This window comes from Ruminococcus sp. 5_1_39BFAA (genome assembly GCF_964240875.1).
Taxonomy (GTDB): domain Bacteria; phylum Bacillota; class Clostridia; order Lachnospirales; family Lachnospiraceae; genus Blautia_A.
Window position 1 is genome coordinate 253,670 of sequence record NZ_CAXSVO010000004.1, and the last position, 21,886, is coordinate 275,555.

Here is a 21,886-nt window from a genome sequence, read left to right on the forward strand (position 1 = left end):
AAAGCGTACACTTTTACTATATATGATATTTTTCGTTTTGTCTACCGCTATTTCGGGAAATTATTTTCAGCGGCAAAAAATGACCTGCCTGCCTCTGCATCTCTCAGAAGCTGGCTTTTCAGAGCTTCCAGGGATGAAAATTTCTGTTCCGGCCGCAAAAAATGCTTAAAATATACCTGGCAGCTTTCTCCATACAGGTCTTCATCACAATCAAAAAGATATGTCTCAACTCCCACAAATGCTTCCCCGATCGTAGGTTTATATCCCACATTGGTAATGCCCTGGAAAATCTGGCTTCCAAATCTGGAAACCGTGACATACACGCCGTTTGGCGGCATCAGCTTATTCTTTGCCGGAACCACATTGGTCGTGGGAAGCAGCATTTTTCTTCCCAGTCCCCGTCCATGCTCCACCACTCCGTCAACCAGGTAATCCATTCCCAAAAGAGAAGTGATCTTTTCCATATTTCCTTTTTTCAGTTCCTCCCGGATGTAGGTGCTGCTGATTTTGCGATGACCATCCATCTCCTTTGAAAGTATCTCTGTTTCGAAACCATACTTTTGCCCCATCTCCCGAAGAAGCGCCGGGGTTCCTTTTCTCTCAAACCCAAAACGGTTATCCTCCCCTACCGCCACATAAGCGGCATGAAAATCCCCGATGAGGATTTCCCGGACAAAGCTTTCTGCTTTCATATGCCTGATCTGGTCGTTTAAAGGGCACTCTATGAGCACATCCACTCCCATGCTTTCCAGCAGGTGTGCACGCTCTTCTCCGGTCAGGATCATGCTGCTGGACACATCAAAGGCAAAAACCACTGCCTGCTCTCCAAGCGCCTTGCGCTCAAGGATCTTTTCCACCAGCTTTCTGTGTCCCCGGTGAATGCCGTCAAATTTTCCCATTGTAACTGCACAGTTTGAAAGTCTCGGAAATTCTCCGTCTATTTTCAGGTATTCCATATGTTTCTCCTAATGCCTGTCCGAAAGAGCAAAAGCCTTCTCCCGGAGCGATTTTCTGTCAGAACATTTTCACCGGATAATACCGTTCTTTTTTTATATCCCATTTAAAAATGCCCGCAAAAAGTCCGCTGCTTGCGCACATGCGCACACAGCCTTCTTTATACTGGCTCTGCATGAGTCCCTCAGGCATGGGATTGCCGTTTGAAAGAAGTCTGTCCCCCTCAGGTCTGCACAGTAGGCGGGGATAATCTCCCAGTGTTTCTTCAATTGAAAAAATCCTGCTTTCAATGTTCCCCTCTGATACGGCATTCTCCACCTGTTCCAGCGTCAGACAATCCTGCAGTGTAAACTTTCCGACTCTTGTACGAAGGAGAGATTCCATACAGCCTCCGCAGCCCAGCTTTTCTCCAATGTCATGGCATAGTGTCCTGATATAAGTTCCCTTGCTGCAGGTCACCAAAAAGCGCACCAACGGCAGCTTCATCTCCAGTATCTGTATTTCATGGAAGCAGACAGGACGCGGCTTTCTTTCTACCACCTGTCCCTCCCTTGCCAGCTCGTAGAGCTTTTTCCCGCCTACCTTTAAAGCGGAATACATGGGAGGGATCTGCATCTGCTCTCCTATAAAGCTTTCTATAACAGTGCGCACTTCTTCCTCTGAAACCCGCACCTCTTTTTCTGTAAGTACACTTCCCGTCATATCCTGAGTATCTGTGTCAATGCCCAGACGCAAAACCGCCTCATAGGTCTTGTCCTTGTCCGTCAGCATATCCACCAGCTTTGTTCCTTTTCCCAGGGCGACCGGGAGTACCCCCTGGGCCTCCGGGTCAAGAGTTCCCGTATGTCCGATCTTTTTCATACCAAGGATTCTCCTGAGTCTGGCAACCACATCAAAGGAGGTCCAGCCTTTTTCTTTATAAATTACAATAATTCCGTTAAAATTTCCCATCACGCATTATTTCCCAGAAGCTGTTTCTCAATTTGTTCGGAAATATTATTGATCACATCATATACGGAACCGGACAGATCACATCCTGCTGCTCTCATATGTCCTCCGCCGCCGAAATAAACCGCGATTTTGCTCACATCCACCCGTCCGTTGGAGCGGAGGGATACCTTAAATACCTGGCTCTCCACTTCGTAAAGGAACATGGCTACCTCCACGCCCTGGGTGAGACGGAGCTGGCTGACAATACCATCCAGATCCTTTCCTTCAACGCCGTAGAAAACCATATCTCTTCTTTTCAGATAACCTACGATACATTTTCCATCCAAAAGCATGATGCTCTCGGCCAGAACACGGCCCATGATCTGATTCTGGATATATGTCTTCTGATAAAAGGATTCGTCAATGATCTTACTGAAATTTAATCCTGTTTCCATCAGCTTCGCTGCGATCCGCATGGTGTCCGGTGAGGTGGACGAATACTGGAATACCCCTGTATCATGAGCCATTCCCGTATACACAGCAGTTGCAATGCTCAGATTCACCCTATCCGGATCCAAAAGGCCGTAAAGCACCTCACAATTGGAGCTGATATCGCCCCGGATATGATTGATCTGAGCAAAGCCCTTATTGCTCACATGATGGTCAATACATGCTGTCTTTTTTGCTTTTTCAAAATAATCCTCCGCAACAGCAAGGCGATCCCGGGCACTTACGTCGCAGGTCACAAACAGATCGTAGGTCTTGTCTCCCTCCGCCTCTGTTTTCACCTCATCCATGCGGTCAATATAAGCAAATTCAGGTTTTGGATTATCCAGATAGACATCCACCTGGATCTGCGGGTACCACTCTTTGATGTAAAGATATAAAGCCATGCAGGAGCCCACACAGTCCCCATCGGGACGGATGTGGCCTGCAATGCCCATTGTCTTTACACCCTCCAGTATCTCTTCGATTCTTTCCATTCCTTCACCTCGTTATTCTTCGTCCTCTGCCTCAGAGTCCTCCTCCTGGAGTGCATCCTCTGTTTTTATATCGCTCATTACATCATCAATCAGCTTCGACATGTTGACTCCATACTCAATGGACTCGTCCAGAATAAATCTGATTTCCGGTGTGTTGCGAAGGTTCAGATTTCTGGCGAGCTGACGGCGGATGTAGCCCTCGGCGCTTTTCAGACCCCGAATGGTGTCTTCCTTTGCCTCCTGACCTCCAAAGACGCTGATAAACGCCTTGCAGGTCTTTAAATCCGGTGCTACCTCCACTGCCATTACAGATGTCATGGGATGAATTCGCGGATCCTTGATCTCATTACGGATGATGCTGCTCAATTCCTTCTGTACTTCTCCGTTGATCCGCGTATTCTTGATACTGTTTTTCCTCATTTATGCTTTTCTCCTATCTTGGCACTTCCACCATGATATATGCTTCTACCTGATCTTCTTCTTTTACATCGTTAAAATCGTTAAATACAAGACCGCACTCATAGCCGGCTTTTACTTCTTTTACATCATCCTTGAATCGCTTTAAGGATGCAAGCTCGCCCTCGTAGATCTGCTCGCCCTCTCTGGAAATACGGATCTTGCAGTTTCTCTGGAAAATACCGTCCAGAATATAGCTTCCTGCGATGGTTCCAACGCCGGATGCCTTGAAGATCTGACGCACTTCCGCATGACCGATCACCTTTTCCTCGAATACCGGGTCAAGCATACCCTTCATGGCAGCCTCCACATCTTCGATTGCCTGGTAGATGACTCTGTACAGACGTAAATCCACGCCTTCCTGCTCAGCAAGCTGTTTTGCCGTCGTATCCGGGCGGACATTAAAGCCAATGACAATGGCATTGGAAGTAGCTGCCAGGCTGACGTCAGACTCATTGATGGCCCCTACGCCGCCGTGGATCACACGTACCACAACCTCGTCGTTGGAAAGCTTCACAAGGCTCTGTTTTACTGCCTCCACAGAACCCTGCACGTCTGCTTTTACAATGATCGGAAGCTCTTTCAGATCGCTGGCCTGGATCTGGTCAAAGAGATTATCCAGGGAAAGCTTACTCTTAGTCTCCTCCAGCAGACGGTTTTTATTCTCAGAAACAAAGGCTCCTGCAAAGTTCTTTGCCTCTTTGTCATTTTCAAAGGACATAAGAACCTCTCCTGCGTTCGGCACGTCTCCAAGTCCCAGGATCTCAACAGGAGTGGATGGGCCTGCCTCTTTCACACGGCGTCCCTTATCATCCATCATGGCACGTACTTTACCGCTGCAAGCGCCTGCGGCAATGAAATCACCTACATGAAGGGTACCCTTCTGTACAAGGATGGTGGCAACAGGACCTTTTCCTTTATCAAGCTGAGCCTCGATCACAAGACCTCTTGCTGCACGGTCAGGGTTCGCTTTCAGCTCACACACCTCGGCTGTCAGAAGGATCATTTCCAGGAGGTCTTCAATACCCTCGCCGGTCTTTGCGGATACCGGTACAAAAGCAGTGCTTCCGCCCCAATCCTCAGGAATCAGTTCATACTCGGAAAGCTCCTGTTTTACCCTCTCCACATTGGCGCTTGGCTTATCGATCTTATTGATGGCAACGATAATCTCTACACCTGCTGCCTTTGCATGGCTGATTGCCTCAACAGTCTGAGGCATTACGCCGTCATCGGCAGCCACTACTAAAACTGCGATGTCGGTAGCATTTGCGCCACGCATACGCATAGCGGTAAACGCCTCATGTCCCGGAGTATCCAGGAAGGTGATCTTCTGATCGTTGATATCCACCACATAAGCACCGATGTGCTGGGTAATACCGCCGGCCTCGCCTCTGGTAACATTTGTATTACGGATCGCATCCAGAAGGGATGTCTTACCATGGTCAACATGACCCATAACACAGACTACAGGAGGTCTTGCTGTCAGAGTGGACTCATCCTCCTCTTCCTCCTTCAGAAGCTCCTCGATCACATCCACTTTTTCTTCCTTCTCGGCAATGATGTCAAACTCCATTGCGATCTCTTCTGCCTTCTCGAAGTCGATCTCGTGGTTTACCGTTACCATCTGACCCTGCATGAAAAGCTTCTTTATGATCACGGACGGCTGTACCTTCATAGCCTCGGCAAGCTCACGGATGGTCAGCTTCTCAGGAATGGTGATCTCCTTTACCTCGATCTTCTTTTCTTCCTGCTTAGGCTGCGGAACCATCTTCTGCAAAGCCTTTGGAAGTCTGGGGCTCTGCTTGTGATTGCCCTGGTTTGGTCTGTTATGTCCGCCTACGCTGCTCTTATCAAAATCTTTTTTCTTATTCTTATTCTCTCTGTCACGCTCGCGCTTGCTGTCCTTGGAAGTCTTGGTCAGCTCCGGTGTAAACAAGGCCTCTCCGCCTCCGCTGCTTCTTCTGCTTCCCTGACGCTGGCCCTGACGGTTCTGTCCGCCGAAACGGTTATCGCTTCTGCCTTCGTTTCTGTTATCGCGGCTGTCATTCCTGTTGTCAAATCTGCCCTGGCCGCCCTGACCCTGGCTTCTGTTCTGACCAAATCTTGGGGTCCTGCTGTCGTTTCTGCTGTCACCCTGACGTGACGGGCGTCCGTTTCCGTCACCCTGACGTACCGGACGGTTTCCATCGTTTGTTCTGGGCTGGCGGTTTCCTCCATCAGAGTTTCTGAAAGGTCTGTTTCCACCATCAGAATTTCTGACCGGACGGCTCTGACGGTCGCCTCTTCTGTCTGTATTCCGGTTATCTCTCTGCTCACGCGCTGGCTGAGAAGCAGCTCCTGCGCTTCTTGCCGGTGCTGCACTCTGGTTTCCCTGTGCCGTTGCTGCGGTTTTTGGCTGTACCGGTGCTGTGGTTTTTGGCTGCACCGGCGCTGCCTGCGGCTTCGGCTGCTGTACGGCAGTCTCTTTTCTGACCTCCTGTACCTTCGTCTCCTGCGCTTTCATCTCCTGCGGCTTTGGCTCCTGTGCTTTTGCCTCCTGAGGCTTAACAGGCGGTTTTGCCTGTGCTGGACGCGGCTGTGCCGGACGGCTCTGTCCCTGGGCGCTTCCCTGTGGACGGGGCTTTCTCTCTCCTGCCGGTCGTTTTCTATTCTTTCCGCCATCGCTGGCATTCTGTGCGTGATATACACGAATGATATTTTTCTTCTTTTTCGGCGCCTCTGCTGCTTTCTCAGCGTCGTTCTTCGGTGTTACTTTCTGTTCTTCTGTCTTAGGAGTATCCAATGCTTTACTTTTCTCCTTTCCCGTATCTTTATATTTTTCTCTTACCAAGGCTGCCTGGGGCTGTGACAAATTGCTCATGTGGCTCTTTACATCCACCCCTTTTGCCTTTAAAAACTCAATAACTTCTCTGTTCTGCTTTCCAAGCTCTTTGGCAAGCTCATGGACTCTGATCGTATCCATATGCCATACCTCCTTCTTACCAAAATTCCTGTTTAAGCTAACTTCGCTTTTTATCTTTCCTCCAGTACTTTCATGATCGCTTTCGCAAAATTTTCATCCTGAACCGCCAGGCTTGCACGGAATTCTTTTCCCATTGCCCTGCCCAGAGCTTCTTTGTCAGAAAGGAAATATAACGGAACTTCGTAGAAGGTACACATATTCCGGAATTTCTTTTTCGTATTATCAGAGGCATCCTCTGCAACCAGAACTAAAAACCCTTTTCCTGTCTTTACGGATTTCTCCGTTGAAAATTCGCCGCTCACGGTTTTTCCCGCTTTTGTGGCAAGTCCTATCAAAGATAGTGCTTTATTGTTGTTCAATCGCGTTTAACTCCTTCTCAAGAGTCTCGAAAACCTCATCCGGGATGGCTGCCTTCAGGGAGCGTTCCAGTCCGTGGTTTTTTCTGGCCTTTGCCAGACATTCTCCAGATGGACAGAGATATGCGCCGCGTCCGTTTTTCTTTCCTGTTGCGTCAAGAACGATCTCATCCTCCGGGGTCTTCAATATCCTGATCATTTCCTTTTTATTTTTCATTTCCCTGCAGCCAGTACACTGGCGCATGGGGATCTTACTCTTCGCCTTCATAATTTTCTTCAACCGCAAGTTCTTCCTCTGTTAATGGAAGCTCTTCCATGGAGTCGGCAGCTTCGCCTTCCTCGTAATCACCAGTTTCCTCATAGCCGCCTTCTTCATACTCATCATCGTAGTATTCGTCCTCGTCCTCATCATAGTCGTAGAAGTCTCCGGACTCTCTTGCCTGTGTCTCACTCTTGATGTCGATCTTAAAGCCGGTCAGGCGGGCTGCCAGGCGTGCGTTCTGTCCTTCCTTGCCGATGGCAAGAGAAAGCTGGTAATCCGGAACCACTACAAGAGCGGTCTTGTCATCCGGGTCTGCCATAACTGCAATGACCTTAGCGGGGCTTAAAGCGTTTTCGATCAGGATCGCCGGGTTTTCATCCCAGTTGATGATGTCGATCTTTTCTCCGCGAAGCTCATTAACGATTGCTCCCACACGGGAACCGTTGACTCCTACACATGCGCCTACCGGGTCTACGTTCGGGTCGTTGCTGGCAACTGCGATCTTTGTACGGGACCCTGCCTCGCGGGCAATGCTCTTGATCTCTACCGTACCCTCCTGTACCTCTGTCACCTCAGTTTCAAAGAGACGCTTTACAAGTCCCGGATGTGTCCTGGATACCAGAATACGCGGTCCTTTTGGCGTGTCCTTAACCTCCAGGATGTATACCTTAATACGCTCGGTAGGCTTGAAGCTTTCGCCCTTTACCTGCTCGTTTTCGCTGAGGATCGCATCGGCTTTTCCAAGGTTGATGCTGACATTTCTGCCCATGACACGCTGTACGATACCGGTAACCACCTCTTTCTCAATGCCGTAATACTGGTCATAGAGAACCTTGCGCTCTTCCTCGCGGATCTTCTGGAGGATCACGTTTTTGGCATTCTGGGTAGCAATACGTCCGAATTTGTCGGAGTGGATCTGTACCTTGATAATATCGCCGATCTCCGCGTTGGTGTTCACCTTCTGAGCCTCCACCAGGGAAATCTCCTCTGCCGGGTCATCTACATATTCTACAACGGTACGGTCTGCATATACGCCAAAATCACATGTTTCCGGATCAATGCTCACATGCACGTTGTCTGCTTTGCCGAAATGGTTCTTGCAAGCCTGGATCAAGGACTGCTCAATTGCTTCCAGAAGCGTATCCTTGCTGATGTTTTTTTCTTTTTCCAGAGTATCCAGCGCTTCCATTAACTCTCTGTTCATTTTTCTCTTTTCCTCCTGATTTTTAAAACTCGATAGCCAAACGGATCAAGGCAATTTCCTTTTTCTCAAAGGTTCTCGGCACTCCATCCTCCTCAATCGTCACACTGTTACTATCATATGCGGTCAGTACGCCGCAAAACTCTTTTTGTTTTTCGATTGGCCGGTAGGTGCGGATCTCCACTGATTTTCCTACGCTTCTGGCAAAATCTTTTTCTTTTTTCAGCGGTCTGTCCAGTCCCGGAGAGCTGATCTCCATAACGTAGCTGTCTTCTATAAAGTCCTTCTCATCAAGCCTGTCGCTGAATACCCTGCTCACTGCTTCGCAGTCGTTTACCGTGATGCCGCCTGGCTTGTCAATGTAGCCGCGCAGATACCAGTTTCCTGCTTCCTTTACATATTCCACATCCACAAGCTCAAAGCCCTGTCCTTCCACTATGGGCAAGAGCAATTCCTCTGCCTTCTTTTCGTATTCCTCTCGTCTGCTCATTTTTCCCACCTGCCTTTCATTCCCTTATATCAGCAAATAGGAGTGGGCTAATACCCACTCCTATGCCAACAAGTTCTAAGTTTCTCTTATTCTAGCACCAATACATTGGAAATGCAAGAGGTTTTTCGGATAATGTTGCCAGACCTGCTCTCTCTTTTTTTAAGAGTTTTTGGAAAAACAACGGTATCCATTCCCAGTTTCTGCCTTACTGCTCACTGTCAAACTTTATCCTCACGGTCTCACCATTGCGGATAAATACCTTTTTTAATCCACACAATTTTTTATGGGGAATATGTTCAAATTTCAGTACGGAATAATCGGTATCCATGTTTCCCTTATTTGTCACTTCCACTGTATTGTCATCGATCCAGTTTTCCAATATGTCAGCATAAGTAAGCCCATGCCCGAACGCAAATACTGGCTCTCCTTTGTAAAACTTATAGGTTCTGTTCTTCATAGAATAGTCATGAAAATCCGGCAGATCATCTGTGTTTTCATAAAAGGTAACCGGAAGCCTTCCGCTTGGGGATACCTCCCCAAAAAGAATATCTGCCAGAGCCAGGCCTCCCATTGCACCCGGATAAAAGCACTGTATGACTGCATCACATTCTTTTTTCTGGTCAGAAAGATTTACACAGCTCCCGCTTACATTTACAAAGATCACGGGTTTACCTGATTTTATCACAGTATGGTACAGCTTCTTCTGAGAAGGAGGCAGCTCCAGATCAAGCCTGTCACCGCCTGCGTCACTGTTATATCCATCCCCCTCCTCCCCTTCAAGAGATGGGTCAAGCCCCATACACAAGATGACAACATCCGCATGATTCAGTGCGATCAGCGCTTCTTTTTCACTTGTTCCCAGACTGTTTACATTTGCTTTATCATCAAAGAGATGGCAGCCCTTTGCATAAACCGTTTCCGCGTATTCCTGCACTCCCCGCAGAATGGTATAATATTTTGAAGGCGTTCCATTGTAGTTGCCCAACAAAATATTTTTTGAATCTGCATTTGGCCCTATCACCGCTATTTTTTTATCTTTGCCCAGCGGAAGTATCCCGTTATTTTTCAGCAGAACAATACTTTCTCTTGCCATTTTCCGGTTTAATTCCATATGCTTTTCGCATTCCACAACGCTATACGGGATTTTGTCATATTCGCAGTCATCATCAAACATGCCCAGCCTGAAACGGGCGGTAAATAATTTTACAACCGCTTCCGTAATAATCTCTTCCTTAAGCAATCCCATTGCCACAGCCGTTTTCAGCCACTTGTACGCAGTTCCGCAATTTAAGTCACAGCCGTTATTTACCGCCAGCGCCGCACTTTCCGCTTCGTTTTCTGTTACGTGATGATGCTGGTTTATATCGCAGACCGCGCCGCAGTCGGACACAACATAGCCTTTGAATCCAAACTCCCCGCGCAAAACATCTCCCAGCAGATACGCACTTGCGCAGCAGGGTTCTCCGTTCACCCTGTTATATGCTCCCATAACTGCTGATGGATCAGCATTTTCTATGCAATACTGAAACGCCCATAAATATGTCTCATATAGATCCTTTTTCTCAACAACCGCATTAAAGGAATGGCGCTCGCTCTCAGGTCCGCTGTGCACTGCATAATGCTTTACCGTTGCATCCAATTTGCGGTATTTTCCATCTCCCTGCAGCCCCTTAATAAACGAAACTCCCATTCTCCCTGTTAAATACGGATCTTCGCCGTATGTCTCATGTCCCCGTCCCCATCTTGGATCGCGGAATATGTTGATATTCGGCGCCCAGTAAGTAAGCCCCTGGTAAATATCGGTTTCTCCGAATTTTTTGTATTCATTGTAATTTGCTCTCGCTTCATCCGATATTGCCTGTGCTGTTTCAAACATCAGCTCCGTGTTAAAGCTTGCCGCCATTCCGATTGCCTGCGGAAAAACAGTTGCCCTTCCGGCCCGGGCAACCCCGTGCAGACATTCATTCCACCAGTTATATGCCGGAACATGAAGTCTCTCGATTGCCGGAGCATCATATTTCATTTGTGCCGTTTTTTCCGCAAGGGTCATTTTTCCAACTAATTCTCTTGCTCTTTTTTCAAAATCCAATTGTTACTTCCTTTCCTGATCCAATCTGAATTTTTTTCATCTTTTCATAATATACATGCCCCATAGCTTCTCCGTTTCTGCTGTGATCCGCCATCAGGGTTACAACTGTATCATAGTCTGTATCATTTGACACTGTCAGCAGCATTTCTCCTGATTCTTTCTGAACCAGCTTAGCAGACACATGATCAAAACAGAACAATTCCTTCCGGTCAAGATCCACATAAATTCCCGGAATTTCTACATAAGTAAGCAGCATTGTCACCTCCGGCCAATTAGAGGCATACAAAAATCCGCCGACGGTTTCTTTTCCTTCCCAGTCGCTGGTCTGCACCCTCTCGTTGATATATCCGGACGGAAGATACTCTCCACTCAGGGATTTAACAGGTCTTTCATCTAAGGAGACAAATTGGGAAACAGCATGGCTGATACGTCCAAGCCAGTGCAGATATTTTTTATCTCCTGTAAAACGGTAAAGCTTCAGAAGCGAATTTCCGGAAAGGGTACAGATACCCGGCGCTGAATGCTTATTTTGTGCATTTGCAAATACGGTTCCCATAGTATGGATGCCAAGCTTTTTCGCCTCACTGCCTTCCGGGAAGGAAAAATCATAACTGATGATCCAGGTAGCAGCCAGCTCAAAGGCTTCTTTTGCAGCCTGCAGCCATTTTATTTTTCCTGTTGTCTCATACAATAGTACACAGGCTTCCAGAAAAGCAAAGGCAGATTCACTGTCAGGAGCCTGACAGATCTCTCCCGGTCCTCCATTCATAATCCCCTGCTTTAAATATTGGTTCCAGTACAATTCTCCCAGTTCTTCCGCTGCGGCTAAATATTCCCTTTGGCCCAGATATTCATATGCCAAAGCCAGCGCAGCCGGCGCAATAGCAGCGCTGGCAGTACCGCCCTGCGCAAGTCTCTCCTCTTTCATATGAATGAACTGCCCTAACTGACCGTTTTTCTTATAAAGCCGTACTATTGCGTCTGCCTGGAGTGCAATGCTTTTTTCCAGCCCCTCCCACTGCCGTCCATATGCACGGAGGTATATTGCCTGCTTTATCAGGAAATACAGAAGATCCGCATCCTTACGCACCAGAAGGAGCTGACCATCCGGTTCCATAGAACCGTCTCCATATCTTACCCCTTTTGCATACATAGGAACATACCATCCGTTTGCATACTGAAGCTTCTCTGTAATAAAATGTATCGTGCTGAGCGCCTGCTGATATGCCACCCCCTCATCTTCCACCAGAAACGGATAAGAGTTTATCCCGCCTCCTACCCATCCCGCCTGCCAGCAAGCCGGGGGCGCTTCACTTTCTGTTCCAACACAGAAATATCCTTCTTCTGAGAAGTTCTTTTGAACATATTTTTCTTTGATAGCTGTATATGCCTTGAAAAATGGGATGCTTACATAATTTTCCCCCGTTTCCAGGCTCTCCCTCACAGCATGGAATCCGGTAAAATAATCATTTAAATTCTGTGCCGGAATCCGGCAACAGAGTACCTCCAGTTCCAGTTCTTCTCCCGCCTGCAATATGATCCCCTCATCATCAGAAGGAACGTCACAGGCAGGAAAAAAGCCGGTACCGTCGGGAAGCTCTCCAAAAAAATACCTTGTTTCTTCCCTCACCCCGGGGCAGGACACAGCAAAGCTCATCCGTCCCGGCTCCTGACTCACGGTGAATCCCGTGTATCTTCCGTGTACCATATGCTTTGCCAGAATCAAAAAGCCCTCTTTTTTCTCCCGGGAATAATATCCCATAGCAGGGGTACTCATATCCCCGGAACAAAATTGAATACGGGAAGCGTTTCCATCCTTATCCAAATGCGGAATATCCGTGATAATCGGCTCCCAGCCAGTTTCTTTTTTTTCTTCGTGATAGGGCGGATACGGAATCCTTATACTTGTCATACGATTGCCGTTATAAACTGCTGCCGGTAATTAAGTTTGATGGCAAATCGCTCGGCTCCGTTTTTTTCCTCTCTGCCACACCAGAGTACACAGGGAAGTTCCTCCATATTTTTACACTGCCCTGCCATCCTTTCATCAAGCTCCCATCGCTCCGTTTTTACAGGACTGCTTCCATTATACTGCTTCAAAATCACCTGATATCCCATAATGTCCTCTCTCTAAACAATACGGCGGTCCGGTTATATGAACCTGGACCGCCGCCTGTCGTATTCATCTATTGACTTATTTATTTGCGTTCCATTCGTCTAACTGTCTCTGAATTTCATCAATAATGACCTGGCTGCCAGCCTGTTCCAGCTTATTCAGAAACTCCGGCATAACGCTTTCCGGATCTACCGCTCCTGTATCCAGGCTTAACTGGTATTCCTGCACCACTGCGCTGACACTTGCGATCTCATTCTGAACAGTTGTGGAATCAAAGACAAATCCAAATGCTACAGAAGTCTTTCCCGCTTCATTCATGGCAATAGTCTGTTCCCAATCATTCTCTACCTGGCCTTCTTTTAAGTATGCCAGGAACTGGTTTCCATACATCCAGTCTGCATTTGGCGCATAGCCGGAGTTTTCGATAGGAGCAATATATTCTCCGTCAAGCTTTTCGTAATGTACGCCCTCCACACCCTGTGTGATCAGATTATACAGATATTTATCTGTGTTAAGGAGATTCAAAAATTCCACTGCTTTCTCCGGATTTTTAGAAGTGCGGCTTACGGTTGTCATAGTTGCTGTAATTCCGGAAGTAGGAAGCCAGGAATCGGACATCTGTACGATTACCACCTCTTTGCCGCCATACATTTCTGCTTCGCCCACCTCAAGGCCAGGTTTTAAGTTACCTACAACTCTGACCGCATGTTTTCCTGCCGCAAGATCTGCCGTATAGCTGGTAATAGTCGAAGCATCCGGACGGATATAACCTTTCTGGCTCCAGTCATACATCAGCTTATAGTGTTCCATCACCTGCGGAAGCTCAAACTGGTTCACCACCTTCAGTTCTTCATCATCCAGCATAACAACTCCCGGGATATTTCTTCCGGCAAGCTCATCATAACCCATGGCCTGTGTCATCATTCCAAGGATTCCGCCTGCATCCGCAGCAAATGGATACATATCCGGGTTATCCTCTTTGATCGCGGCCAGAAGCGGTTCCAGATCCTTCAGCTCTGTTACGGAATCCACGTCAAAATTATATTTGTCCACATACTCTTTATCAATACTAATGCAGTTTGTCATCGTCCAGATCTGCATGTTTGGAACTGCATAGATATTTCCGCTTACTGTTGCAGCATCCCATCCCGCCTGCGGTACGGCTTCCATCAGCTCCGGAGCGTACTCTTCAAGCAGGTCATTCAGCTCCAAAAATGCGTTTTTATTTACGTTATTATAGAAATTATTGCTCCAGTTTGCGGTATAGCAAAGATCGAACTCCTCGCCTGAACCAATGACCATCTGCATCTTCTGATCATAGCTTCCGAAATCGGTCTCCACAATTTTCAGAGTACAGTTCAATTTTTCCTCCAAATAGGTATTAACCTCCTCCAATACCGTATTCAGATCTGCCTGCGGGCCATTCCCTCCCACATACCATACCAGCTCTACCGGCTCCTCTGCGTAACAGGTAACCCCTGTTCCCATTGCACCAAGTACCAAAGATGCGGCTAATACAATCGCTGTTTTTCGTTTCATTTTTTCTTTTCCTCCTTTTATTTATCATTTTTATAGGCATTTATAAAAATGCCGAAAACCCTTTTTATTTGACCGGGTTCTCTTTTCATTCCTTTACGGCGCCTACGGTCAGCCCCTTCACAAAATACTTCTGGAAAAACGGGAAGATCACCAGCATAGGGCCTGCCGCCAGCAGACAAAGCGCCATACGCGCCGTCTCATTTGGCATATTGCTGATATCAATACTAATGTTGCCCGCCTGCATAGATGTTGTAAGGAACTGTATGTTATTCATGATACGATATAAATAATACTGAAGAGATGTCAGCTTTGCATCATCAATGTACAGCATAGACAGCCACCAGTCATTCCAATAGGTAAATGCTGTCAAAAGTCCGATTGTCGCAAACGCAGGCTTAGACACCGGAACAATAATATTGAAAAAAACACGTATCTCTCCGGCTCCATCCATTTTAGCCGCATCCACCAGGGACATTGGTATATCCGCAAAAAATCCTTTCATCAGAAACACATGCCACGGAATGACGATATAGGGCAGTATCAATGCCCATATGGTATCCTTCAGGTGATAATACTTCGCGATCATGATATAGGAAGGAACCATGCCTCCGTTAAACAGCAGCGTAAAAAACACAAGGAAAGAGAGAATTCCCGAAAATTTAAAGTCCTTTCTTGCAATCACATAGGCAAGCATTGACGTTGTCAGCAGTCCGCCTATAGTCCCCACAACCGTCACAAAAATCGTTACCCCATAAGACATCAGAATCTGTTTGGGGCTTTGCAGTATGTACGAAAAAGCGTCCAGAGAGAACTTGCTGGGCCAAAGCTTATATCCTTCAATCGCCAGGCTTGTCTCTTCTGTAAATGCCGCAGATACGATCAGCAGCAGCGGGAACACACAGACAACCGCCAGAAAAATAAAGACTCCGTTAAAAACAATTTTCTGTATATATCTGCTTGATTTTTTTTCTATCATAGTTTGTCACCTCCTAGAAGATCGCACTGTCACGGTCAATTTTTCGTACTACTAAATTGCTGATCAGTACAAGTGCAAACCCAACTAAGGACTGATATAGACCTACCGCGGACGACATTCCTATATTTCCGGTAACACGCAGCGCACGGAAAACGTAGGTATCAATCACATCTGTCACAGGGTATAAGGTTCCGGAATTTCTTGTCAGGAAATAGAACATTCCGAAATCCGCATAGAAAATTTTACCGATCTGCAATAAAGCCATAATGATGACAACCGGTTTCAGGCAGGGAAGGGAGATGTAACATGCTCTTTTCAGCTTTCCAGCTCCGTCAATGGCAGCTGCCTCAAAATAAGAAGTATCAATTCCCATTAAGGTTGTATAAAACAGAATAGTCATATACCCGATATTTTTCCATAAATAGCAAATGGTTAATATAAACGGCCAGTATTTTGGTTCATTATAAAAATTCGGAACTGTTTTCCCCATATCTTTCAGTAAGTTTGGAATCATTCCTAACTGTGGATTCAACAGAGCATAAAGTACATAGCTGGCTACGATCCAGGAAATAAAATATGGTACGAACAGCGCTGTCTGATATATTTTCACCTTTCCTTTTGATAATTCAAACAACATCAATGCCAGTACGATAGCCAACACCATGGTTACTGCAATGAATGTAAAATTCAGCAGCAGCGTATTCCTTGTAACTCTAAGCGCGTCCTGTGATTGGAAAAAGAATTTAAAATTGTCGAATCCCACCCACTCACTTCTAAATATACCCCGTGCATAATCCACATTCTTAAAAGGAATGATCAAACCAAATAAAGGAACATAATTAAATGCAAGTAAAAAAAACAGACCCGGAATTGCAAGTATCATAAGATTCCAGTTCATTTTTTTCCTGCTCTTTTTCTTTTTCAAATTTATACCCCCTATCTTTTTTCATTTTGTTTTGTAAATTATTTTCCTGAATTTGCTCTTCCTGGTTGTCAGTATAGGAGGATTTTTTTGAAAAAAATAGTATAATATTTTCCTGATCTATGTTAAAAAAGGCTGATTTTATCATATTTGCAGCCTTTTGTGGAGAAAAAGAGACAATATTACAGTCCCTGTGCGGCTAAAAACAGGGGTACCGCAGAATACCTGCAGCACCCCTTCCCATATCCTGTTCTCAGGCTTGCCTGTTTTGCTTCGAGAATTCCCTCGGTGTACATCCATATGCCTTTTTAAACAGCCTGTAAAAATAATTCTCATTCATGATTCCCACCTGCTCCGCTATTTTACTAATAGGAGTATTACTGCTTATCAGCAACTGTGCAGCCTTACGCATACGTACTTTATAAATATAATCGTTAAGGGAACCTCCTGTATAATCCTGAAATTTTTTCATCACATACTTGCCAGTCAACCCAAGGCAATCGCCCACACTGTGGGAGGACAGATTTGGATCACTATAATTCTCCTCCACATATGCCTGCACCTTTGTCACAAATATCTGCCCTTTGTCTTCTTCATTCTTTTGTGTAAGTGTACACAGAGCAGATTCTATGTATTCTTTCCAATGGGTTTCCAACTCCTCCAGATAATCGGCTTCCTCGATCAAATGATAAATCTGGTCAAACTGGAATTTGACCAGTACGCCCTTATGGTTGTACAGCTCCTTTAGCGTAGTATTTAAGTTATTGGCTAACGTCATAATACAGGTGCGGATATTCTCATACCGCATTGTTCCAATATGGTCAAAGATTTCCTCTGTCAGACGCTGTACGCTTTCTATATTTCCGCACTTCACCTCTGCAAGCAGCTTCCGCTCCAGGCTTTCCGGATACATGCCGTTTTCGTTATCAATATTTTCCTTGCACAACTGTGAATTAATAATAGCACCTTTGCCAAAGACATAACTGTACTGCAGCAGATAATCCGTCTGCTTATAAAAAGCATTCAGACTCAACGGACTCTCTGCAATATCGCTGTATGCGGCGCAAAACGAGATGTTCATATAGCGTTTCGCATATTGCTGCGTTTCCTGAAGAATCCCCTCAAGTATGAGATCCGTATTTCCTTCTGAAGCCTGCACGATCCCGCAGATGGAATCATCACCCAGTTGAAAGATCTCTGCCGGATACTCTTTTTCCATCAACTCAGAAAGCACGTTCTGTACAACAAACTGATACAGATTATGGTCATCCTCCGGGATTGCGCATACCTGTTCCGTATTAATCTGTATTTTCAGCTTCAAAACACGCAAAGTATACGTCCTCGCTGTCACCAGCCAGTGCTCCGGAAGATAGGAACATATTTCTTTCCAGACAGAACCTTTTTCATCGGTCAGCAGTTTTTCGAACTGATATCTTCTCATAAATGCCTGTTTTGCCACATTTTTATCGAGAAGCTTTTCGTGGGCCTCTTTGTACAATTCCATGATCTGGCTGAATTCATTGGCATTGGCTGCCACCTTTGCCTTACCATCCAGGTCATTGATGAATTTTACCAGGTTATCGATGGGACGATACAAATGCCTTCCTATTATAATAATTGCCACCAGATAAACAACTGCCCAGATTCCGATGATCAGCCAATATGTATTTTGAAGTGATTTCAGCTCGGCTAAAACCTGGTCGTAATCCTGAATCATGATCAGCGAATCACCCCAGCTATTCAGGGATAGCCTTGTGATCAGATATTCCTTGCCTGAAACACTATCAGTATAATATACCGCATCTTTTTCTTCCTCCGTCCGTTCCCCAGACACAGAATTATTCTTTAACAACTGCAGGTCCACATCGGAAACCTCCGTGTCCGAACAAATATTATTCTCCTTGTCTACCAAATAAATTCGGCTTGGAAGATCACCCTTCATATAGCCCGCTGTTGTAAAATTATTTATCAGCCAGTTTGCATTCTGTTCAACCAGCACATAGCTTGAAGGCTTATTCTCAGCGTCTGTATATTCATAAAAGAAATAAGAAAATACATAAATATAATTATCAGTACCAGCATAGGGCACTCGTCTGAGAATAGGCTGAAGCTTGGGGATTTCCTGGACATTCTCTATAAATTCCGTAGTATTATTAAAGTATCCAAGCTGGTTGTCCCTTGTGGAATATAACTCGTTACGGCTTCCATTATAAATGGATACCTCATAAATGGATGGATAGATCGCAAGGATCGTAGCTTTCATATCCCTCATCTGCTGTCCCGACTCCGCATAAGAAATATTGCTGTTATACAGAAGTCCCTGATTCTCATGGTCATAATAGATCGACATACAGAGATTCGCCATGGTATCCTCATTAACTGTATAATTATATTTTATTTGCTGCAGGCTTTGGTCATTGGCATTCTGAATCGTACTCAAAACCTTTCCCTGCGCTGTATTGTAAATCGTAGCGGCATAAGGAATACAAATGACTATAGTAAAAAATACAAGCACCAGAACCACTCTCTTTAAATAGGTATTTCTCTGTAAAATAGACGACATGAAACCCCTCCCCAATTTTTCTCATGAAATTTTTATATGCTCCTGATATTTCCGGTATTGATTTGGTGTAAGGTGATACTTCTGTTTAAACAATTTACAGAAATAACTGCTGGTACCAAACCCGGTTTCATGGGCAATCTCAATTATACTTTTCTCCGTATAACGCAAAAGCTCCTGGGCCTTCTGCAAACGCAGGGATATCATGAACTCTGTAGGGGTGGTACCTAAGCTGTTCCGGAAAAGGCGGTAACATTCCCTCTCGCTGATATATGCTTCCTCCGCCAGTTCATTTGCTGTGATTTTTTCATCATAATGTGTTTGAATATACGACAACATTTTTTTGATCCGCTCATCCTCCAGAGAATTATAGGACTTCTCTCCTGTTTTCTTTTCCATTGCCCAGGTATATATGGTCTCCCATAGTTCAGAAAGTAAGCCCCTTAACCGTAACTCAAAAAATTTTTCCTCTTTCAGGCACAACATCTCTGCTTGCTGCATTTTTTCTAAAAATCTCCTGCCCTCTGCCGAATTTTGATACAACGGCACTGCGTCCAAATGCTTTTGCTCCTGTACAGGAGTTATATATTCTATATCAAACAGACTTCCCGGCGATCCTGCCAGAAATAACTTATCAAAAAAGTGAGTGTGAAGATTTACCTTCCGCCCCTCCTCCACAGGATGGAGATAATGGGGGACACCGGAATTAATAAATATACCGTCCCCGCTGTTTAATATAAATTCATGGTGATTTGTCTTATAAAGTATACTTCCCTCGGCAACGTAACCGATCTCAAATTCATCGTGCCAGTGCCAGGGGATATCGCCTCCCGCATCCTCCGGTTGTGACAAATATAATCCGTAATTCAGCATCTGATGCCGGTATATGATAGTTTCCTTTTTTTTCCTGTCTGCGTTCTTTTTTTGATTTCCCACTATATCCGCACCTTTCTGGCAGTATTTTTATATTTATAGGCAGTATTCTTATTTATTTCAGCCATTTATTACAGTATTATTATATCAACATTTTTTTCGCATAAGTCAAGATAAAGGAGGATACATTTATGATTTATTACGTAGCCGGTGATGCTTCAGCCAAGGGCCGCGGCACAAAAGAACAGCCATTTCAAACCATTAGTCAGGCAGCCGGGATCGCGGAAAGCGGAGATACTGTCATCGTTGCCCCCGGCATTTACCGCGAATATGTCAACCCCCGTCATGGCGGGACGGATGACCGCCATCGCATTACCTACATCAGCCAGGTTCCGCTGGGTGCAGTCATCACAGGCGCAGAGGAAATAAAAGACTGGAAAAAATATAAAGGCAGCGTGTGGATGACGCGTATTCCCAACGGGATTTTCGGTGATTATAATCCATATACTACTATTATCAAAGGTGACTGGTATAAGCCCACCATGTCATCTCACACAGGGGAGGTTTATCTAAACGGAAAATCTCTATATGAAGCATCGTCACTGGATGAGGTGCTGCACCCCTCCGTATATCCTTATTCCTGGGATCCTGACTTTACAGTCTACAAATGGTATACGGAGCAGGACGGAAATACAACGGTCATCTATGCGAATTTTCAAAGCTTCGACCCCCGTAAGGAAAATGTTGAGATCAATGTCCGACGCAACTGCTTCTATCCCGACAAAACCGGTATCAGCTATATTACTCTGTCCGGTTTCACGATCAGACAGGCAGCCACCACCTGGGCGCCTCCAACGGCTTATCAGGAGGGTATGGTAGGGCCTCACTGGTCCAAAGGCTGGATCATTGAAGACTGTGACATTTCTCATTCAAAATGTTCCGGTATCTCACTCGGAAAATATCTGCAGCCGAATAACGAAAACAAATGGACAACAAAATTCTTCAAAGATGGAACCCAGACAGAACGAGATGCCGTTTGCCAGGCTCAGACAGAGGGCTGGTGCAAAGAAAAAATCGGCTCTCATATGGTACGCCGCTGCAATATCCATGACTGCGGCCAGACTGGTATCGTCGGTCATTTGGGCGGTGTTTTTTCTGTCATTGAAGATAATCATATCCATCACATCAATAATAAACAGGAGCTACTTGGTGCAGAGATCGGCGGAATCAAAATGCACGCTGCCATTGATGTTATCATACGCCGCAATCACTTTCACCACTGTACCAGAGGGCTTTGGCTCGACTGGCAGGCACAGGGCACCCGCGTCACCCAGAATCTGTTCCACGATAATGTACCTCCCAGAGAATCGAAAATCGATGATGTGGGAGAAGATATTTTCATTGAGGTATCGCATGGTCCTACGCTGGTGGACAACAACCTGCTGCTGTCGGACTGTGCGGCACGCATCAGCACCCAGGGCATTGCCTTTGTGCACAACCTGATCGCCGGTTCCTTTACTTATGTAGGTTCCGGTACCGATAACGGCGGTCAAAGATTGCCAACCACACGCTACACACCGTATCATCTGCCCCACCGCACAGAGGTGGCTGGTTTTATGACAATTCTTCACGGCGATGCCCGCTTTTACAATAATATTTTTGTTCAAAAGGAAATCCGGGAAGATCTGACAGCTTATGCTCAGAAAAGCGGCCTGGCGGGTGACGATCTCCTTCATTTTTCCTGTGGCACCAAGCCTTATGACGATTATCCCAAAGCGGAGACTTATTTTGCACAGTTCACACCGGACAGCGCCCTTGATCATCTGGGAAAGGATATTTACTATGACCACCTTCCGGTTTACACAGGCGGAAATGTATACTTTAACGGTGCTGTGCCCTGTAACAATGAGGAGAATTATAAGATTGACGATGCGAATAAAATAGAGCTGGAATTAAAAGAGTCAGAGGGTACACTTACCCTGGAAACAAATCTGTATGATCATCTTCCTGACTTCGAGATACCTTTTGTCAGCACCTCAACGCTGGGAGAAGCCTTTGAGCCTGAACAAAAATTTGAAGCGCCGGATGGTTCCCCGATCCTGTTTGACCGTGACTATTTCGGAAACAAGAGAGACATAACACCCATTCCCGGTCCTTTTGCCAAGGGCTTCAAAGATATGATCCATCTTTAAAAAATATAAAGCGCCGGCAGGATTT

At 45.8% G+C, this 21,886-nt stretch carries 18 protein-coding genes; 1 reads left to right on the forward strand and 17 read right to left on the reverse strand.

Annotated features, from left to right (window positions below; all coding sequences use genetic code 11):
• Positions 1-47: 47 nt before the first annotated feature.
• The 17 genes from ribF to ACESZH_RS08160 all read right to left on the reverse strand — a co-directional run bounded on the left by ribF (position 48) and on the right by ACESZH_RS08160 (position 19,732).
• Positions 48-956: a riboflavin biosynthesis protein RibF gene (gene ribF, locus ACESZH_RS08080; RefSeq protein ID WP_373214183.1), complete on the reverse strand. Its 909-nt coding sequence runs from the start codon at positions 954-956 to the stop codon at positions 48-50.
• Positions 957-1,014: 58 nt separating this feature from the next.
• The gene (gene truB, locus ACESZH_RS08085; protein WP_373214185.1) at positions 1,015-1,905 is read right to left on the reverse strand and encodes a tRNA pseudouridine(55) synthase TruB; all 891 of its coding nucleotides are present in this window, start codon (positions 1,903-1,905) and stop codon (positions 1,015-1,017) included.
• The gene (locus tag ACESZH_RS08090; protein WP_373214187.1) at positions 1,905-2,867 is read right to left on the reverse strand and encodes a bifunctional oligoribonuclease/PAP phosphatase NrnA; all 963 of its coding nucleotides are present in this window, start codon (positions 2,865-2,867) and stop codon (positions 1,905-1,907) included. Before ACESZH_RS08090 ends, truB begins: the two co-directional genes overlap by 1 nt.
• Before the next feature lie 12 nt (positions 2,868-2,879).
• Positions 2,880-3,287 (reverse strand): 30S ribosome-binding factor RbfA, encoded by a 408-nt coding sequence (gene rbfA, locus ACESZH_RS08095; RefSeq protein WP_373214189.1) that lies wholly within the window; start codon positions 3,285-3,287, stop codon positions 2,880-2,882.
• A gap of 13 nt (positions 3,288-3,300) precedes the next feature.
• On the reverse strand, positions 3,301-6,285 hold the full coding sequence (infB, locus tag ACESZH_RS08100; protein WP_373214191.1) for a translation initiation factor IF-2: 2,985 nt from the start codon (positions 6,283-6,285) through the stop codon (positions 3,301-3,303).
• Between the two features lie 50 nt (positions 6,286-6,335).
• Complete coding sequence (locus ACESZH_RS08105) at positions 6,336-6,644, reverse strand: L7Ae/L30e/S12e/Gadd45 family ribosomal protein (protein ID WP_373214193.1); 309 nt, start codon at positions 6,642-6,644, stop codon at positions 6,336-6,338.
• Entirely contained in the window at positions 6,631-6,909 is a 279-nt protein-coding gene (gene rnpM, locus ACESZH_RS08110) for an RNase P modulator RnpM (protein ID WP_373214229.1), read from the reverse strand. The genes ACESZH_RS08105 and rnpM overlap by 14 nt, the downstream gene beginning before the upstream one ends.
• Positions 6,893-8,107 (reverse strand): transcription termination factor NusA, encoded by a 1,215-nt coding sequence (gene nusA, locus ACESZH_RS08115; RefSeq protein WP_373214195.1) that lies wholly within the window; start codon positions 8,105-8,107, stop codon positions 6,893-6,895. Before nusA ends, rnpM begins: the two co-directional genes overlap by 17 nt.
• Positions 8,108-8,129: 22 nt before the next feature.
• The gene (gene rimP, locus ACESZH_RS08120; protein ID WP_373214197.1) at positions 8,130-8,594 is read right to left on the reverse strand and encodes a ribosome maturation factor RimP; all 465 of its coding nucleotides are present in this window, start codon (positions 8,592-8,594) and stop codon (positions 8,130-8,132) included.
• A gap of 205 nt (positions 8,595-8,799) precedes the next feature.
• A complete protein-coding gene (locus ACESZH_RS08125) occupies positions 8,800-10,683 on the reverse strand; it encodes a glycoside hydrolase family 3 C-terminal domain-containing protein (protein ID WP_373214198.1) in 1,884 nt (627 codons plus the stop codon).
• Positions 10,673-12,595, reverse strand: a complete 1,923-nt coding sequence (locus ACESZH_RS08130) for a hypothetical protein (protein WP_373214200.1) — start codon at positions 12,593-12,595, stop codon at positions 10,673-10,675. Before ACESZH_RS08130 ends, ACESZH_RS08125 begins: the two co-directional genes overlap by 11 nt.
• Positions 12,592-12,801 carry a hypothetical protein gene (locus ACESZH_RS08135; protein WP_373214201.1) on the reverse strand — a complete coding sequence of 70 codons (210 nt, stop codon included), beginning with the start codon at positions 12,799-12,801 and terminating at the stop codon, positions 12,592-12,594. Before ACESZH_RS08135 ends, ACESZH_RS08130 begins: the two co-directional genes overlap by 4 nt.
• Before the next feature lie 76 nt (positions 12,802-12,877).
• On the reverse strand, positions 12,878-14,338 hold the full coding sequence (locus tag ACESZH_RS08140) for an ABC transporter substrate-binding protein (RefSeq protein ID WP_373214203.1): 1,461 nt from the start codon (positions 14,336-14,338) through the stop codon (positions 12,878-12,880).
• A gap of 85 nt (positions 14,339-14,423) precedes the next feature.
• Positions 14,424-15,314, reverse strand: a complete 891-nt coding sequence (locus ACESZH_RS08145) for a carbohydrate ABC transporter permease (RefSeq protein ID WP_373214204.1) — start codon at positions 15,312-15,314, stop codon at positions 14,424-14,426.
• A gap of 13 nt (positions 15,315-15,327) precedes the next feature.
• Positions 15,328-16,239, reverse strand: coding sequence for an ABC transporter permease (locus ACESZH_RS08150; protein ID WP_373214206.1), 912 nt, complete (start codon positions 16,237-16,239; stop codon positions 15,328-15,330).
• A gap of 250 nt (positions 16,240-16,489) precedes the next feature.
• Positions 16,490-18,799: a helix-turn-helix domain-containing protein gene (locus ACESZH_RS08155; protein ID WP_373214207.1), complete on the reverse strand. Its 2,310-nt coding sequence runs from the start codon at positions 18,797-18,799 to the stop codon at positions 16,490-16,492.
• 21 nt (positions 18,800-18,820) lie between these two features.
• Positions 18,821-19,732: a helix-turn-helix domain-containing protein gene (locus ACESZH_RS08160; protein WP_373214208.1), complete on the reverse strand. Its 912-nt coding sequence runs from the start codon at positions 19,730-19,732 to the stop codon at positions 18,821-18,823.
• 128 nt (positions 19,733-19,860) lie between these two features.
• Here ACESZH_RS08160 and ACESZH_RS08165 point away from each other — a divergent pair, with 128 nt between their 5' ends.
• A complete protein-coding gene (locus ACESZH_RS08165) occupies positions 19,861-21,861 on the forward strand; it encodes a right-handed parallel beta-helix repeat-containing protein (RefSeq protein WP_373214210.1) in 2,001 nt (666 codons plus the stop codon).
• The last annotated feature ends 25 nt before the right edge of the window (positions 21,862-21,886 follow it).

What these genes read in the sequence shown, in the direction of transcription:
- ribF (WP_373214183.1), bottom strand. Translation starts at nt 956, where the DNA reads ATGGAATACCTGAAAATAGACGGAGAATTTCCGAGACTTTCAAACTGT.
- truB (WP_373214185.1), bottom strand. Translation starts at nt 1,905, where the DNA reads ATGGGAAATTTTAACGGAATTATTGTAATTTATAAAGAAAAAGGCTGG.
- ACESZH_RS08090 (WP_373214187.1), bottom strand. Translation starts at nt 2,867, where the DNA reads ATGGAAAGAATCGAAGAGATACTGGAGGGTGTAAAGACAATGGGCATT.
- rbfA (WP_373214189.1), bottom strand. Translation starts at nt 3,287, where the DNA reads ATGAGGAAAAACAGTATCAAGAATACGCGGATCAACGGAGAAGTACAG.
- infB (WP_373214191.1), bottom strand. Translation starts at nt 6,285, where the DNA reads ATGGATACGATCAGAGTCCATGAGCTTGCCAAAGAGCTTGGAAAGCAG.
- rnpM (WP_373214229.1), bottom strand. Translation starts at nt 6,909, where the DNA reads ATGAAGGCGAAGAGTAAGATCCCCATGCGCCAGTGTACTGGCTGCAGG.
- nusA (WP_373214195.1), bottom strand. Translation starts at nt 8,107, where the DNA reads ATGAACAGAGAGTTAATGGAAGCGCTGGATACTCTGGAAAAAGAAAAA.
- rimP (WP_373214197.1), bottom strand. Translation starts at nt 8,594, where the DNA reads ATGAGCAGACGAGAGGAATACGAAAAGAAGGCAGAGGAATTGCTCTTG.
- ACESZH_RS08130 (WP_373214200.1), bottom strand. Translation starts at nt 12,595, where the DNA reads ATGACAAGTATAAGGATTCCGTATCCGCCCTATCACGAAGAAAAAAAA.
- ACESZH_RS08135 (WP_373214201.1), bottom strand. Translation starts at nt 12,801, where the DNA reads ATGGGATATCAGGTGATTTTGAAGCAGTATAATGGAAGCAGTCCTGTA.
- ACESZH_RS08140 (WP_373214203.1), bottom strand. Translation starts at nt 14,338, where the DNA reads ATGAAACGAAAAACAGCGATTGTATTAGCCGCATCTTTGGTACTTGGT.
- ACESZH_RS08145 (WP_373214204.1), bottom strand. Translation starts at nt 15,314, where the DNA reads ATGATAGAAAAAAAATCAAGCAGATATATACAGAAAATTGTTTTTAAC.
- ACESZH_RS08155 (WP_373214207.1), bottom strand. Translation starts at nt 18,799, where the DNA reads ATGTCGTCTATTTTACAGAGAAATACCTATTTAAAGAGAGTGGTTCTG.
- ACESZH_RS08165 (WP_373214210.1), top strand. Translation starts at nt 19,861, where the DNA reads ATGATTTATTACGTAGCCGGTGATGCTTCAGCCAAGGGCCGCGGCACA.